Source organism: Azospirillum sp. SYSU D00513 (genome assembly GCF_017356015.1).
Lineage (GTDB): Bacteria > Pseudomonadota > Alphaproteobacteria > Azospirillales > Azospirillaceae > Azospirillum.
Genome location: NZ_JAFIQV010000025.1, coordinates 75,525 through 90,904 on the forward strand (window position 1 = coordinate 75,525; position 15,380 = coordinate 90,904).

Here is a 15,380-nt window from a genome sequence, read left to right on the forward strand (position 1 = left end):
CCTCATGACCGACCGGAACGCCTTCGCCCTCGGGCGGCGCGGCGTCCTCGCCGCCGGGGCCGCCCAGATCCTCGTGCTGGCCCTGCCCCGCGTGGCCCTCGCCCGCCCCACGCTGGAGGAGGCCGTGCGCGCGTTCACCGGCGGGACGGAGGTCCAGGCCGGGGGCGTCCGGCTCGACATCCCGCCGCTGGTGGAAAACGGCAACGCGGTCGGCGTCACGGTCGCGGTGGACAGCCCGATGACGCCGGACGACCATGTCCGCCGCATCGCCCTGTTCAACCAGTCGAACCCCCAGCCCGAGGTGGCCGTCTTCCGCATGGGGCCGCGGGCCGGGCGGGCGCAGGTCGCCACCCGCATCCGGCTCGCCACCTCCCAGACGGTCATGGCCGTGGCCGAACTCAGCGACGGCAGCTTCTGGTCCAGTCAGGCCAAGGTCATCGTGACCTTGGCCGCCTGCATCGAGGATCTCTCCTGATGCGCAGCCTCGTCAACGCACCCAAGACCGCGCGGCAGGGCGAGATCATCGAGATCAAGGCCATGGTCGCCCACCCGATGGAAACCGGCTACCGGACCGACGCGAAAGGCGCGCCGATCCCCCGGAACATCGTCAACCGCTTCACCTGCACCTACGATGGGGAGGAAATCTTCTCCGCCGACTTCTTCCCGGCCATCTCGGCCAACCCCTTCCTGTCCTTCACCACCGTCGCGACGGCCAGCGGCCCGATCACCTTCACCTGGACCGCCGACGACGGCGCCACCCAGACCGCCACGGTCGAAATCACGGTGACCTGATGACGCGCGGGCAGCGCCTGTCCGCCTGGCTGCTCCTCGCGGCGCTCGCGGCACCGCTCGCCCTGGCGGGCGAGATCCCCCGCGACCAGCGGCGGTCGGGCGCCGACTTCATGGCGCCGGAAACCCGCGCGATGCAGGCGGACGACACCGCCAACCCGGCCATGCTCTGGGTGCTGGAGGGGGACGCGCTGTGGCGGGAGCCGGCGGGTGCGGCGGGCCAATCCTGCGCCGACTGCCACGGCGACACGGCGGAATCCATGCGCGGCGTGGCGGCCCGCCATCCGGCCTTCGACGAGGCCTCCGGCCGCCCCATCGACCTCCAGGGCCGGATCAACCAATGCCGCGCGGAACGCCAGTCGGCCGAGCCCTTCCCGCCGGAGGACGACCGGCTCCTCGCCCTGACCGCCTATGTCGCGCGCCAGTCGTTGGGCCTGCCGGCCGATCCGCCGGACGACCCGCGCCTCGTTCCTTTCCAGGAGAACGGCCGGCACCTGTTCGAGCGGCGCATCGGGCAGCTGAACCTGTCCTGCGCCGACTGCCACGACGACCATTGGGGCGGGCGGCTGGGCGGCGCCCCCATCCCCCAGGCGCACCCGACCGGGTACCCGCTCTACCGCCTGGAGTGGCAGACGCTGGGTTCCCTCCAGCGGCGCCTGCGCAACTGCATGACCGGCGTCCGCGCCGAGACGCCGTCTTTCGGCGCGCCGGACTTCGTCGATCTGGAGCTTTACCTGATGCGGCGCGCCGAGGGCCTGCCCCTGGAGGCACCGGGCGTGCGGCCCTGATCCGCCGCATTCGGCAAAACCCCTCAGGAGGCCGACGGCGCCTGCGCCGCGAGCAGCGCGTCGTCGATGGCCCGCGCCCGCGCGGCCGCCGGCCGCGAGACGAGGCGCTGGACGTAGCGCTCGAAGGCCGGGCGCTTCTCCAGCGTCCCGAACATCATGCCCCAGTCGAGCTGCGAGCCGACATAGAGGTCGGCCGCCGTGAAGGCCTCGCCGGCAAGATACTCCCGCTCCTCCAGCGCGCCCTCCAGCGTGTCCAGGACGTCGGCGAGGCAGCCGTAGCCGGCCATGGCGCGCCGCTCCGGCGGCACCTCGAAGCCGAAGGCCTTGTTGGTGGCCGCCGCCTCGACTGGCCCCGCCCCGAAAAACAGCCAGCGGTAATAGGGGCCGCGCAGCGGGCTCGCCGGCGGCGGGGCAAGGCCCGCCTCGGGGAATGCGTCGGCGAGATAGGCGCAGATCGCCGCGACTTCGGTCACCACCACGGCGCCATGCCGGATCGCCGGGACCTTGCCCATGGGGTTGATCGCCAGATAGTCCGGCGCCTTCATGCCCGTGCCGTAATCCAGCAGCTCGGTCCGGTAGGGCCGGCCGATCTCCTCCAGCATCCAGCGCACGACCCGCCCGCGGGACATGGGGTGGGTATAGAGGACGAAATCGTCGGTCATGTTGGGGCCTCCCGGCCGGAGTCACATCAGCAGGTAGTTTACGGGCTGGAGCGGTTCCGGCAAATCCGTTTCGCCCAGCGCCTCCAGCAGGTCGATCTCGACCCGGCGGCAGGTCGTTGGGCAGGCAGCCGAAGGGCTCCTCGATCTCGTCGCCGATCGCGTCCAGCCCGAAGAAGGTGTAGGAGACCAGCCCGACCACGAAGGGCGTCATGAAGCCGGTCGTGTCCACCAGCCCGAAGGGCAGCGCGAAACAGTAGAGATAGGCCGTCCGGTGCAGCAGCAGGGCGTAGGAGAAGGGCAGCGGCGTGTGGCGGATGCGCTCGCAGCCCGCCTGGACCCGCGCCAGCGCCGTCAGCTCCGCCTCGGCCTGGGCGACCAGCATGGGATCCAGCCGCCCGGCCGCGGCCAGCCCCGCCACGTCGCAGCTGATCCGGTGCAGCAGCCGGTCCGGCTTGTTGGCCGCCCCCTCCAGCGCCAGCCGGTCCTCCCCCGTCAGGAAGGCGGCGCTGTGGATGTCGCGGGTGGCGCGCAGATGGTGCTTCAGCACATAGGCGAAGGCGATGAGCCGCCGCACCAGGACGTCCTGGCGCTCCTCTCCCTCCGGCCGGACATGGTTGACCGCCAGCCGCGCGAGCGACCGGCTGTGGATGAGCAGGTCGCCCCACAGCTTGCGCCCCTCCCACCAGCGGTCGTAGCTCGCCGTGTTGCGGAAGCCCAGGAAGATAGCGAGCGCCAGCCCGATCAGGCTGAAGGGGATGGGCGTCAGCGTGATCTTGCGGTCGAACAGCGTGCCGTGCGCCATCGTCACCAGGATGGCGACCGCGATCGTGCAGCCGACCTGCCATTTGATGCGCGGCACCACCGACCCGCGCATGACGAAGAACAGGGCGAAGGCCGACGGGCGTTTGCGGACGATCATGGGGGCTCCGGGGTCGGGATGCCCATGAAACAGCCCGGCGCCCGGCTCCGCTCCGGCCCTTCGCGTCAGGCCTACCCTGTCAGCGGGTGGCCCGCGCCCGGCCAAGCGCCTCGAGCCGGCCGGGGTCGGCGGCGAGGCGCTCCACGGCGACCCAGCCGTTCCAGGCCTCCGCGATGCTCCAGTCCGGGTCGCTGACATGGGCGCGCGGCAGCCGGTAATGGAAAACGGCGCGGCTGCCGATCTTCTCGTAGGGCAGCCGTGCCCGCACCCGCTCCGGGTCGAGATGCAGGAACATCGGCAGCATGTCCAGGTCGCGGTCGCGCGACGGGTTGGCGTCCAGGTAATCGTCGATCAGGGCGGGCAGCTCCGGCCGGTAGTCGGGCGCCACCACGCGGCGGACGTAGGAGTCCGGGTAGGGCGCCGGCAGATAGGCCATGGGCGGCAGATGGGCCGGGCCACGCTCCGCGATGCCCCGGCGCAGGCTGCGGTTCAGAAGAAGGAAGGCCTTCAGCACCGCCGTGATTGCCCTGGGCTCGAGGCTGACGGGATCGACGTTGAAATGCAGCCCGAGCGAGCCGAACAGCGTCGCCCCCCGCCCCCGCGCCCCGGCGGCGCGCAGCACCCCCACGGCGCGGTCCACCCGGTCCAGCGCGTCGAGGTCCAGCGGCGCCGTGACCAGTTCGCGCGGGACGACGCGGCCGAGCAGCGTGCCGAGCCAGGCCGCCCCGGCAGCGCCCAGCCGGACGCGCGGGGTGGCGTCCGTCCGCTGCGGGTGGGCGTAGCGCATGTCCAGCTCGACCGACAGGCGCCCCAGCGCCGTGTCCGCGATGTGGAAGGCGTGCGGGTCCTCCTCCCGCAGGGTGCCGCCGAAGGCCTGGGCGAGGGCACTTGCGGCGGCGCGGGCGCCGATGCCCTGGAACTCCATCTCCAAGCCGACGCGGCGCGGGCGGCCCCGGTCGTCGCGGACCGAGGGCGGCCGGGCGAAGGCCGGAGCGGCCTTGGCACCGGTGGCGGCGGGCATCGGCCGGGCGGCGGCCATGCGCGGCGGGTGAAATGCGTGCATCTCGCCGGATGTGGCCCCGCGCCGCCCGTTTCCAAGACCCCTCGCCCTGCGACAAAGGATGGCTCACCCGATGCACGCGTCATGCGGCGCGGATGCCCTCCAGGAAGCGCTCGACCTCCCGGCGCAGCGCGCCGGCCTGCTGTCCAAGCTCCCCGGCGGCGGACAGGACCTGGGCGGCGGCGCTGCCGGTCTCGGCGGCGACCTGCGTCACGCCGCCGATGTTGCCGGACACCTCGCGCGTGCCGACGGCGGCCTGGGCGACGTTGCGGCTGATCTCCGCCGTGGTCGCGTGCTGCTCCTCCACGGCGGCGGAGATGGTCACGGCGATCTCGTTCATCGCCCCGATGGTCGCGGTGATCGAGCCGATCGCCGTCACCGCCTCGTGCGTGGCGATGCGCACGGCGGCGATCTGGCTGCCGATCTCTTCCGTGGCGCGGGCGGTCTGGTTGGCGAGGCTCTTCACCTCGCCCGCCACGACGGCGAAGCCCTTGCCGGCCTCTCCCGCGCGCGCCGCCTCGATGGTCGCGTTCAGCGCCAGCAGGTTGGTCTGGCCGGCGATGTCCTGGATCAGCTGGACCACCGCGCCGATGCGCCCGACCGCCTCGGCCAGCATGCGCACCGTGCCGTCCGCCCGCTCCCCGTCGCCCTCGGCGCGGCCGGCGATCTCGGTCGAGGCGGCCACCTGGCGGGCGATCTCGGCGATGGAGCTGCTCATCTCCTCGGCGGCGGCGGCGACCGTCTGGACGTTGGTCGCCGTCTGCTCCGCCGCGGCGGCGGTGGCGCTGGCGCGGCCCTGGGTCGTCTCCGCCGTCACCGTCATGCCGCGCGCGGTGGAATCGAGCTGGTCGGCGGCGCTGCCCACCGATTGCAGGATGGCGGCGACCGCCCCGCCGAACCGGTCGATCAGCCCTTCCACCGCGGCGGCGCGGCGCTGCTTGGCCTCCCGCTCGGCCGCCTCGGCGGCGGCCAGCCGGTCGGCCTCGATGGCGTTGCGCTTGAACACCTCCAGCGCCTCGGCCATGGCGCCGATCTCGTCCCCGCGCTCCAGCCCTTCCACGGCGATGGTCCGGTCGCCCTCGGCGAGCCGGCGCATCGCCGCCGTCATGCCGGCCATCGGCCGCGCGAAGCGGCGGCGGACGAGGAGGATGCCGCCCGCCGAGGCCAGCACCGTCACGGCGAGGAAGAGGATGTTCAGAAACAGTGCCGCGGCGCCCTCGGCCGAGCTGTCCGCCAGTTCGGCCTCCAGCGCGGTGGAGGTCGCCTGCTGGAGGGCCAGGATCGTGTCGATGCCTTTGGTGGAGGCGGCGATCCAGGCCTCCGCGCCGACCGGGTAGGGCTGCCCCGCGCCACCGGTGGCGAGGATTCCGGCGCGCAACGCCTGGAACTCGCCGAAGAAGCCCGACTTGACGGCGGCCAGAGGCGCGCCGAGCGCCCCGCCCCGCTCCGCCAGGGCGGACAGGCTTTCCCACGCGAATTCGACCCGCCCGCGGTTGGCGCCCAGCGCGCGGAGCTGGTCCGGCGTGAAGGGTTTTTCGGCGGCGAGCGCCCCGCCGACCAGCGCGCGCTCGCGGCCGGCATACTCGCTCATGACCCAGGCGAGATGGCGGACCTGCTGCAGCTCCGTCGCCGTCAGGTCGGTGCCGACATTCTCCTGGTTCACCGCGACCCGCAGGCGTTGCGAGGCCTCGATCAGGGCGGTGACGGTCGGAACCCAGCCGCGCAGCAGTTCGGCGTCACGCTCGGCGAGCGGCAGCCCCAACGCGCGGTCCACGGCCCCGCGGGCGCGAGCCAGGGCGGCGCGGGTTGCCTCCACCTCCCCGGCCAGCGCCGCCCGTCCGGGGAAGTCCGGAATGACGGCCAGACCCGTGGACGCGCGCTCCAGCGCGGCGTCCGCGGCCTTGCGCCGCTCGGCGATGGCGGCCAGGGCCTCGCTCCCGGCCGGCCGCTCCGCCGCCAGGGCGGAGTTGGTCCGGCCGCGCTCGATGGCCCAGCCGCCGGCGGCGTCGAGAAGGGCCGAGACGGCCGGGTTCGCCATCCGCCCGGCCTCCGCCTGCCGGCGCGCGTCCCAGGCGTCGAAGGCCTGCCGGCCCGCCGAGAAGAGCGAAAGGGCCGACAGGACGGCGACCACGATGTAGACCAGGGATTTGATGGACAGAGTGGCGCGCGTCATCGGTCACCGTTCAAGTCTCGGCGGATAGGTTCCGGCCGGGCATTCAGCCCTCTTTTTGGCTGGCTTTCTATGAAGAAAGGCATAACACAGATCTGTCACATCTCCAACGCAGCCGAACCCACGGATCATCGGATGACATAGGGAATAGCGTGTCCCCGCTTGCCGGAGGCGGTAGGAACCGCCCCCCGGAGGTCCTGTTGGGAGGGGCAGTCGAGGCTGGCCCGCCGTCGGATCGCCCTCCGTCCGATCCCGACCGCTCCCGGCCGTCCGGCCCTCTGGCCCTTCCGATTCCCTGGAGCTTCGCCGCGATGGCTTCCAATCCCGAAAACCGTGAATCCCCCGTGAGCGCGGACACACCTTCCGGTTCCCGGACGCGCGCGCTGGTCATCCTTCCCCTTCTCCACGCCGACGCCGCCCGGACGCCGGAGGCGCGGCTCGACGAGGCCAGGGGCCTTGCGGAGGCCATCCGGCTGGAGGTGGCGCATGCGGAGGCGGTCAAGGTCGCGCGGCCCGATCCGGCGACGCTGTTCGGGCGCGGCAACGCGCTGCGGCTGGGGGAGATGGCGGAGGCCTTCGAGACCGGCCTCGTCGTGATCGACCACGCGCTGACGCCGGTGCAGCAGCGCAACCTGGAACGGGTCTGCAACGCGAAGGTGATCGACCGCACGGGCCTGATCCTGGAGATCTTCGGCGAGCGGGCACGGAGCCGAGACGGCCAGCTTCAGGTGGAATTGGCCGCCCTCACCTACCAGCGCTCCCGCCTCGTGCGGTCCTGGACCCACCTGGAACGGCAGCGCGGCGGCTTCGGCTTCCTGGGCGGCCCCGGCGAGACGCAGATCGAACTCGACCGCCGCCTGATCACCGAGCGCATCGCCCGGCTGAAGCGCGAGCTGACCGGGCTGCGGCGCACCCGCGCCCTGCACCGCAGCTCGCGCCAGCGCGCGGACACGCCGGTGGTGGCACTGGTCGGCTACACCAACGCCGGCAAGTCCACCCTCTTCAACGCCCTGTCCGGCGCGCGCGTGCAGGCCGAGGACATGCTGTTCGCGACGCTCGACCCGACGGTGCGCCAGATCGCCCTGCCCTCCGGCCGCAAGGCGGCGCTGTCCGACACGGTCGGGTTCATCTCCGAACTGCCGCACGGCCTCGTCGCCGCCTTCCGCGCGACGCTGGAGGAGGTTCAGGCGGCCGACGTCATCCTGCATGTGCGTGACGTCTCGCATCCCGACAGCGAGGCGCAGAAGGGCGACGTGGAGGAGGTGCTGGCCGACCTCGGCATCGACGCCGCGCGCGACCCGCGCGTCGTGGAGGTGCTGAACAAGATCGACCTGCTGCCGGCGACCCGGCGCGCCGCGCTGGAGATGCGCGTGGTCAACGAGGGCATGATGGAGCGCGGGGACCACGCCGTCGCCGTTTCGGCGCTGGCGGGCACCGGCCTGGATGACCTGCTCGCCCTGCTGGACCGCAAGCTCTCGACGGAGAGCCGCGTCGTGGACATCGAGCTGGATCCCGCCGACGGCCGGGCGCTCGCCTGGCTGCACGAGCATGGGGAGGTGCTGGAGCGCCGCGACGAGGATGGGCTGGCCCGCCTGCGGGTGCGCATCGGCGAGGCGGACTACGCGCGCTTCGCCGCCGAGCACGCCCACCGGGATGATCGGTGATCAGGCGCGCCGGTTCTGAAGGGCGAGCAGCGTCGCCACGCTGCCGATGATGACGAGGATGCCCGCCAGCGAGAGCGGCGCCACCCGCTCGTCCAGGATCAGCCAGCTCAGCACCACCCCGACCACGGGATTCACATAGGCGAAGGTCGAGCTGATCTGCGGGGCGAAGCTGCGGACGACGACCAAGTAGGACATCAGGCAGACCACCGAGGCGAGGATCACGAGGAAGGCGAAGGCCCCGATCTGAACGGGCGTGGCCGCCGCGGGGACGGTTACGCCGTTCCAGGCGGCAAGCCCGGTCAGCACGATGCTGGCCGCCAGCATCTGCCAGGCCGCGGCCCAGCTCGGCGGCAGGCGCGTGCCCAGCGGCTTCTGCAGGATGGTCCCGAGCGACCAGCTCAGACCCGCCCCGACCAGGGCCAGCAGGACGGTCGTGCGCAGGGCCGGGTCGATGGAGGAGCGCTCGTCGCCCAGCATCGCCGGCAGGAACACAAGGCCCAGCCCGAACAGCCCGACGCCCAGCGCCGCCAGCGGCTTGGCGCCGGGCCGGCGGCGCTCCAGCAGCGCGGAGAGCAGCACCGTCCAAAGCGGGATCGCCCCCATCGCCATGACGATGAAGCCCGAGGAGGCGTGCTGCGCCGAGAAGGTCGAGAGCCCGTTCCCGCCGACCCACATCAGGACGCCCGTCACCGCGCAGAGCCCGAGGTCGCGCAGCGACAGCCGCTGCGGCGCGCCATGCAGGAACAGCGAGATGGCGCCGAGCGCCAGTGCCGCGCACCACATGCGGGCGGTCTGGAGCTGGAGCGGCGCCCAGGCCGTCGGCCCCGACACGCAGAGCTTGATGGCGAGATAGCTGCTCCCCCACACCAGATAGACGATCAGGAGATGTAAGTAGGCCGAGACCGGCGGTTCGGCCGGCGCGGCGCGCCCGGCGGGCGTGGGCGGAACGCTGCGGCCTGTCTGCCGGAACGCGAAGGGCATCCGATCCTCTTTCCTGCATGGGTCCGGCGGCGGGACGGGGAAACTCATAGCACGCTACTGGAATCGGGTTTCCACTGATTGCGACAGGCCTCCCCCGCGCGGCCCGGCACCCCCTTGCGGGGATGCAGAAATGCCACAGGCCGGGGAAATGCGGGCCGCCGCCCCGGACCAGCCACAACACCGGAGGCTCCGCGCCGTTTCCGGTCTGTGACGTTCAACGGTGGAGAGTTGCATGAAGCTGCGTTACGCAACCGCGACGGCGGCCCTGGCGGCCCTGATCTCGTCCGGCCTCCCGGCCGGTGCCCTGGCCGCGGAAGGCTTCTATGTCGGTGCGGGCGCGGGCGTGAACTGGACGCGGGACGCCGACCTGCGCGATCTCGCCCTGCCCGGCAACGACGCGACGGCCGATTTCGATCTCGGCGGCATCGCCAACCTCTCGGCCGGCTACGCCACGCAGATGGGCCTGCGCGGGGAGCTGGAATTCGCCTGGCGCTGGCGGAACGCCGTCGACGAGGTGAGCGGCGCCAACCTCACCGGCCTGGGTTCGAGCGGCAAGGTGAACTCCCTGGCCGTGATGGCCAATGTTTTCTATGACCTCGACCTCGGGATCGGCGTCAAGCCCTACATCGGCGCCGGCATCGGCGGCACGCGCGTCCGCATGAAGCTCGACGGCACCAGCGACAGCGACTACCGCTTCGCCTACCAGGGCATCGTCGGCGCCTCCTACGACATCACGGACAACCTCGCCGCGACCGTGGACTACCGCTACTTCGCCGTGACCAAGGATCCGAAGTTCGACGTGTCCGGCACGACGATCAAGGGCGAGTACGAGAACCACACGGTCATGGTCGGGCTGCGTTACGCCTTCGGCGGCCCGGCGCGCTCCCAGGTTCCGATGGCCGCCGCCCCGGTGCCGCAGGCTCCGCCGGCCGCGCAGCAGAACGACTATCTGCTGTTCTTCGACTGGAACAAGGCCGACATCACCCCGGCGTCGGAACGGATCATCGCCGACGCGGCGGCGTCCGCCGGCCAGCGGCGGGCCGTCGGCATCCATGTCGTCGGCCACACCGACAGCTCCGGCACCCCCGGCTACAACCAGCGCCTCTCCAACCGCCGGGCCGAGGCGGTCCGCCGGGCGCTCGTGGCGCGCGGGATTCCGGCCGACCGCATTTCCGTCGAGGGCAAGGGCGAGAACCAGCTCCTGACCCAGACCGGCGCCAACGTCCGCGAGCCGTCCAACCGGCGGGCCGAGGTCATCATCCGCGTCCAGTAAGAACAAACTCTTCCGAAACCTCACGCGGCACGGCGGGCCTTTGCCCACCGTGCCCTTTTCATGTCCGGTTTCCCATGTCCGGTTTCCCATGTCTGGCTTTTCTGGACCGGACAGGGCCGGGTCACCGCTCCGGCGGCGGCTCTCCGGCGGGCTTTCCGGTGACGGGCTCCTCCCCCTGCTCGAAGGCGGCCTCGCGCCCGCGCTCGATCCGCTCCTTGACCTCCTCCTCGTCGCCGGGCTCCATCGGGAGTTCCCTCTGCGGCCGGGTGGCGGGTTCGTGCAGCAGATCGATGAAGATGGGGAAATGGTCCGATCCGACATGGGGGCAGACCGCGAGGCCCCGGATCCGGAAGCTCGCGTCGTGGAAGACATGATCGAGCGGCCAGCGCGCGAACCACCAGTCGGCGTTGAAGGTCGGGTAGAACCAGCGCCCGATCCGGGGGTCCAGCAGGCCGCTGATGCGCCGGAACAGGCGGGTGGTGTGCGACCAGGCGACGTCGTTGAGGTCGCCGCACACGATCGTCGGAAGCTCGCTGCCGGCGACCTCCTTGCCCACCATCAGCAGTTCCGCGTCACGCTCCTCGACGTCGTTGCCGACCTGCGGCGGCTCCGGGTGAAGGCAATGCAGGGCGATCCAGTGGCCCGAGCGCAACCGCAGCCGCGCGCGGATGGAGGGAATGTCCTTCGACACGCGGTTCTGCACCAGCACGTCGGCCAGTTCCAGCCGCGAGTAGAGCAGCATGCCGTAGGTGTTCTCCAGCGGGTGCCGCACGGCGTAAGGGTAGCGCTCCCCCAGCACGGCCAGCGACCGGTCCCACCAGGCGTCGGTCTCGACGGCGAGGATGAGGTCGGGGTCGCGCTCGGCGATGACCGCGAGCAGCCGGTCGGCCGAGCGGTTGTCCTGCAGGACGTTGGAGATGAGCAGGCTGATGCCGTTGCCCCCGTCATCGCTGCCGGACCCGGCCGCGGAAGGCGCCTGCACGGGATTGAGGGGCGTGTAGGGCATCATGCGCCAGGCCTGCCAGAGCAGGCTGACCGCGGTCACGCCGCCCAGCAGCCCGCCGCCGGGCCGCCCCATCGTGGTGAAGGGCTGGACCGCGAGCGCCCCGGCCAGCCCGACCGCGATCTGCAGGCGGGGGTAATCGAAGACGCGGATCCACCATTTCGGCACCCGGACGAACGGCAGCAGCGTCGCGCCGACCAGGGCCAGCGAAAGGCTCCATACAGCGGAGTTGACGAGAAGCATGGTCTCCTGCCGGAATCGATCTTCCCCCTTCCCAACGGATCGGGACGGAAAGCGATCCGAGACCGGAGACGCGACGCTGCTTCCGCGTCAGCGCATCAGCCGTTCGACCCGCGCGCCGACCCAATGAAAGGCGCAGCGCGCGGGGTAAAGCAGCGCGAAGCGGAGCGCCGCCAGGACCGTCGCGGACAGGCCGGGGCTGGCGCCCGGCACGGCGCGGATCTCCGCCTCGGCGAGCGCGATGGCGCTGAACAGAAGATAGGCGCTCGCGCCGAACCAGAAATGGGTCATGGTGCCTCCGATGCTCGGCGCACCATGACGCGGCCGTGGTTAAGGCCGGCTTAAGCCTGCGGCGGGAAAGGACGGCCCGCGCGCGATGGTGTCCCCGGCACCACAAGATGTTGGCAGATCGCGGGGACGGCATTATTGGTTTCAGCAACGAACAATCGGGGCCATCGCCCCCAGCCGGAGGAACAGGCCCCTTGGCCGGACGTCCAGTACCAGCCGCGCAGCCGAACGGATCAGGATCGCTCGAAGCCGGAGCGCTGAAAGCATGACGCGGCTGCGGCTGATCGCCGACGACCTGACCGGCGCCCTGGACACGGCGGCGCAGTTCGCGCGCGCGGCCGAGCCCATCCCCGTCCACTGGAACGGCCTGCCCCACCCCCTGCCCGGCGGAAGCCTCGCCATCGACAGCGGGACCCGCGAAAGGACGCGGGAGGAGGCAGGCTCCATCGTCGCGGCGCTTGCCGCCGGACTCGCACGGGCACCGGACGCTCTTCTCTACGCGAAGCTGGACAGCCTGCTGCGCGGCCATGCCGGCGCCGAGATCGCCGCCTGGATCGGGGCGGTGGCGCCCTCCCACTGCATCATTGCCCCGGCCTTCCCCTATCAGGGCCGCGTCACGCGCGGCGGCGTGCAGCAGGTCCGCGGGGCGGAAGGCTGGCGCCCCGCCGAGACGGACCTGCGCGCGGATCTCCTGCGCGAAGGGCTGGAGGTCCGGCTTTGCCGCCCCGGCGATCCGGTTCCGCCCGGCATCAGCCTGTGGGACGCGGAATCCGACGCCGACCTGGCCGCCATCTCCACGGCCGGGCGGGCGCTCGGCGCCCCGGTCCTGTGGTGCGGCAGCGGCGGGCTGGCCGGCGCCCTGGCCGGCCCCCCAGCCGTTCCTTCGGCGGGGCCGGGCCATGCGCCCCTTCCGCGCCCGGTGCTGGGCCTGTTCGGAACCGACCACCCGGTCATGGCGGAACAGCTTTCCGCCTGCGGCACAACCGTCCTGGACCTGCCGGACGGCGGTGAGGGCAGCGCCGCCCTTCTCTCCGGCCACCTCGCCTGGGAAGGCGCCGCCCTGGCCCGCCTGACATTGCCCGAGGGTCTGGACCGCGCCGACGCCGCGCGCCGGATCGAACGGGGGTTCGGGGATCTGGTCCGGCGGCTCGCCCCTCCGGGCACGCTCGTGGTGGCCGGCGGCGAGACGCTGCGCGGTCTCTGCCTCGCGCTGGGGGCGGAGCGGCTGGATCTCGACGGGCATATCCTGCCCGGCGTGCCCTGTTCCATACTGCGGGGCGGCCGGTTCGCCGGCGTCCGCGTCATCTCGAAATCCGGCGCCTTCGGCGACCCCGGCCTGCTGCGGCGGCTGCTCGCCGCGACTGTGAATCCTGAAGGAGACAACCCATGACACCGCATCTGGCCATCACCATGGGTGACCCGGCCGGCGTCGGCCCGGAGATCATCGTCAAGGCCTGCCGGCGCCTGTCGGGGCGGCTGGAGAGCGGCGGCCTGCGGCTGCTGGTCATCGGCAGCGTCCCTTCGCTGCGCCGGGCGCAGGACGCGCTCGGCGGCGGCATCGACATCCCCGAAGTGACCGAGGCGGATGGGGAATGGCCGGCCCTCGCCTGCCTCCAGGCCGGTCCGGAGGGCGAGCCGGTCCTGCCCGGGGTGCTGTCGGTCGATGGCGGGCGCTTCGCCTATCTCGCGGTCGAACGCGCGGTCCGCATGGCCGAGGCCGGCCGCATCCAGGGGATCGTGACGGGTCCCCTGAACAAGGAAGCCTTGAACAAGGCCGGCTATCATTACGCTGGCCACACGGACATGCTGGCGGCGCTGACCGGCGCGCGCGGATCCGTGATGATGCTGGCGCACGGCAACATGCGCGTCAGCCACGTCACCACCCACATCGCGCTGGAGGAGGTCCCGAAGAAGCTGACACCGGAGCGGCTGCGTTACGTCATCGACCTGACGCACGAGGCGCTGGCGGGGCTGGGGCTGCCGCGCCGCCGGATCGCCGTGGCGGCACTGAACCCGCACGCCGGCGAGGGCGGCCTGTTCGGCCGGCAGGACATCGAGGTCAGCGAGCCCGTGATCGCGCGATGCGTGGCCGAGGGGCTGGACGTGGTCGGCCCGGTGCCGGGCGACACCGTCTTCGTGAAGCTGCGCGCCGGGCAGTTCGACGCGGTGGTGGCGATGTACCACGACCAGGGGCACATCCCGGTGAAGCTGCTGGGCTTCAACGTCAACCCGGAAACCGGCACGTGGGACGCGCTGAGCGGGGTCAACATCACCCTCGGCCTGCCGATCATCCGCACCTCGGTCGATCACGGCACCGCCTTCGACATCGCCGGCAAGGGCATCGCCAACGAGCTGAGCCTGCTGGAGGCCATCGAATATGCCGAAGCCCTCTCCGCCGCCCGGCTGGCCTCGGCCTGAGGCAGGGAGCTCAAGGCAGAGGGCCTGAGGCCGGGTCATGAAAAAGGCGCGCCGCCGAAGCGACGCGCCTTCCTCTTTCAAGGTTCGGTTCTTACGAAACGACCACGCGGTCGTCCCGGGTGCGGGTGCCGATGCGGCCACCGATGAGGGCGGCGATGGCGCCCAGCAGCAGCGAGATCGTGCCGCCGATGCCCGCGGCCGACAGGGCGTTGCTTGTGGTCTCCGCGGCCTGGGTCGCCGTCTCCGTGGCCTGCTGCGTGGTCTGCGAGACCTGCTGCTCGACCTGCTGGAGGCGCTGGCGCGCCTGATCCTCGGGAATGCCGGCCTGCTGCGCGATGAGGCTGGTCGCCTCCTGCCGCGCGGCGTCGACCTGCTGGCCGGAGCCGGTCGCCATGGTGGTCAGGGCGCTGACCAAACGGGAGCGCGCGTCTTCCGGGCTCGCCTGCTGGTCGGCCGGGCGCAGCAGGTCCTCGGCCTGGCGGCGCAGGTCATCGGGCGAGACGCCGGCGCTGCGGGCGATCTCCGGTGCGGCCTGCTGGACGGTCTGGGTCAGGCCGGAGGTGACATTGCCAAGCGCGCTGAACGCGCCGCCCATGATGCCGCCGACCGCCGTGGTGACGAGATAGGCGCTGACCAGCAGCGCGAAGGCCCAGGTCAGCAGGCCGTGGATCATGCCGTCGCCGCGGAGCGAGACGCCGGCCAGCCGGGCGGCGACATAGCCGCCGACCGCCAGCGCGATCATGTAGCTGACGGTCCACCAGATGCCGGCCCCCATGCTGAAGCTGGTCGGCTCCGGCAGGCCGTTCGCCCCGGCGGCCGGGTCGATGGTCGTCATGCCGACACCGACGCCCAGCATGCTCAACAGGAGCTGGATGGCGAGCGTCAGCACGACGCCCGCGAAGACCGCCGACCAGGACACGCGGCGGTGGACGCCCGGATGGACCTCCACGCCCCCGGATGCCAGGTGCGTGGTGCCGGTTACGCTCGTGCCGGAATGGGTCGCGGAATGGCTCCCGCTGCCCGGCGACGTGTAAACGCCTTCCTTCATGATCTTGACCCCGTGTTTTCAGGCAATGAAGCGTCCGCGAGGCTGCCTGCTTTCCCAGTCGAGCAGACCCGCGATTG

The 15,380-nt window shown here is 71.9% G+C and carries 14 protein-coding genes and 1 pseudogene; 7 read left to right on the forward strand and 8 right to left on the reverse strand.

Annotation, left to right across the window (positions count from 1 at the left end):
- The first annotated feature begins 4 nt into the window (after positions 1-4).
- Genes JUB11_RS18815 through soxA form a run of 3 tightly spaced genes read left to right on the forward strand, consistent with a single transcriptional unit; the run spans position 5 to position 1,577 of the window.
- Positions 5-475 carry a SoxY-related AACIE arm protein gene (locus JUB11_RS18815; RefSeq protein WP_207460112.1) on the forward strand — a complete coding sequence of 157 codons (471 nt, stop codon included), beginning with the start codon at positions 5-7 and terminating at the stop codon, positions 473-475.
- A complete protein-coding gene (gene soxZ, locus JUB11_RS18820) occupies positions 475-792 on the forward strand; it encodes a thiosulfate oxidation carrier complex protein SoxZ (RefSeq protein WP_207460113.1) in 318 nt (105 codons plus the stop codon). Before JUB11_RS18815 ends, soxZ begins: the two co-directional genes overlap by 1 nt.
- Positions 792-1,577 carry a sulfur oxidation c-type cytochrome SoxA gene (gene soxA / locus JUB11_RS18825; RefSeq protein WP_247887159.1) on the forward strand — a complete coding sequence of 262 codons (786 nt, stop codon included), beginning with the start codon at positions 792-794 and terminating at the stop codon, positions 1,575-1,577. The genes soxZ and soxA overlap by 1 nt, the downstream gene beginning before the upstream one ends.
- Positions 1,578-1,600: 23 nt before the next feature.
- On the opposite strand, the gene JUB11_RS18830 is transcribed toward soxA, so the two are convergent.
- From JUB11_RS18830 to JUB11_RS18845, 4 genes and pseudogenes are all read right to left on the reverse strand, one after another.
- Complete coding sequence (locus JUB11_RS18830) at positions 1,601-2,239, reverse strand: glutathione S-transferase family protein (RefSeq protein ID WP_207460114.1); 639 nt, start codon at positions 2,237-2,239, stop codon at positions 1,601-1,603.
- A gap of 166 nt (positions 2,240-2,405) precedes the next feature.
- Positions 2,406-3,356: pseudogene (locus JUB11_RS18835) on the reverse strand (bestrophin family protein); the annotation flags it as partial.
- On the reverse strand, positions 3,238-4,221 hold the full coding sequence (locus JUB11_RS18840; protein WP_207460115.1) for an amidoligase family protein: 984 nt from the start codon (positions 4,219-4,221) through the stop codon (positions 3,238-3,240). The pseudogene JUB11_RS18835 and the gene JUB11_RS18840, both read right to left, overlap by 119 nt.
- Before the next feature lie 79 nt (positions 4,222-4,300).
- On the reverse strand, positions 4,301-6,391 hold the full coding sequence (locus tag JUB11_RS18845; protein WP_247887160.1) for a HAMP domain-containing methyl-accepting chemotaxis protein: 2,091 nt from the start codon (positions 6,389-6,391) through the stop codon (positions 4,301-4,303).
- A 308-nt stretch (positions 6,392-6,699) separates the two neighbouring features.
- On the opposite strand from JUB11_RS18845, the gene hflX reads away from it, so the two are divergent.
- Positions 6,700-8,052: a GTPase HflX gene (gene hflX, locus JUB11_RS18850; RefSeq protein WP_207460116.1), complete on the forward strand. Its 1,353-nt coding sequence runs from the start codon at positions 6,700-6,702 to the stop codon at positions 8,050-8,052.
- Here the strand turns inward: hflX and JUB11_RS18855 are convergent, their stop codons facing one another.
- Positions 8,053-9,033, reverse strand: coding sequence for an EamA family transporter (locus JUB11_RS18855; protein ID WP_207460117.1), 981 nt, complete (start codon positions 9,031-9,033; stop codon positions 8,053-8,055).
- Between the two features lie 232 nt (positions 9,034-9,265).
- Between JUB11_RS18855 and JUB11_RS18860 the strand changes: the two genes are divergently transcribed.
- Positions 9,266-10,306: an OmpA family protein gene (locus JUB11_RS18860; RefSeq protein ID WP_207460118.1), complete on the forward strand. Its 1,041-nt coding sequence runs from the start codon at positions 9,266-9,268 to the stop codon at positions 10,304-10,306.
- Between the two features lie 121 nt (positions 10,307-10,427).
- Here the strand turns inward: JUB11_RS18860 and JUB11_RS18865 are convergent, their stop codons facing one another.
- Both JUB11_RS18865 and JUB11_RS18870 read right to left on the reverse strand, forming a co-directional pair.
- Positions 10,428-11,552, reverse strand: a complete 1,125-nt coding sequence (locus JUB11_RS18865) for an endonuclease/exonuclease/phosphatase family protein (RefSeq protein WP_207460119.1) — start codon at positions 11,550-11,552, stop codon at positions 10,428-10,430.
- An 87-nt stretch (positions 11,553-11,639) separates the two neighbouring features.
- Positions 11,640-11,840: a hypothetical protein gene (locus JUB11_RS18870; RefSeq protein ID WP_207460120.1), complete on the reverse strand. Its 201-nt coding sequence runs from the start codon at positions 11,838-11,840 to the stop codon at positions 11,640-11,642.
- Between the two features lie 262 nt (positions 11,841-12,102).
- On the opposite strand from JUB11_RS18870, the gene JUB11_RS18875 reads away from it, so the two are divergent.
- Positions 12,103-13,227: a four-carbon acid sugar kinase family protein gene (locus JUB11_RS18875; RefSeq protein ID WP_207460121.1), complete on the forward strand. Its 1,125-nt coding sequence runs from the start codon at positions 12,103-12,105 to the stop codon at positions 13,225-13,227.
- Positions 13,224-14,255 carry a 4-hydroxythreonine-4-phosphate dehydrogenase PdxA gene (gene pdxA, locus JUB11_RS18880; RefSeq protein ID WP_207460122.1) on the forward strand — a complete coding sequence of 344 codons (1,032 nt, stop codon included), beginning with the start codon at positions 13,224-13,226 and terminating at the stop codon, positions 14,253-14,255. The genes JUB11_RS18875 and pdxA overlap by 4 nt, the downstream gene beginning before the upstream one ends.
- Before the next feature lie 91 nt (positions 14,256-14,346).
- On the opposite strand, the gene JUB11_RS18885 is transcribed toward pdxA, so the two are convergent.
- Complete coding sequence (locus JUB11_RS18885; RefSeq protein WP_207460123.1) at positions 14,347-15,303, reverse strand: hypothetical protein; 957 nt, start codon at positions 15,301-15,303, stop codon at positions 14,347-14,349.
- Positions 15,304-15,380: the final 77 nt, after the last annotated feature.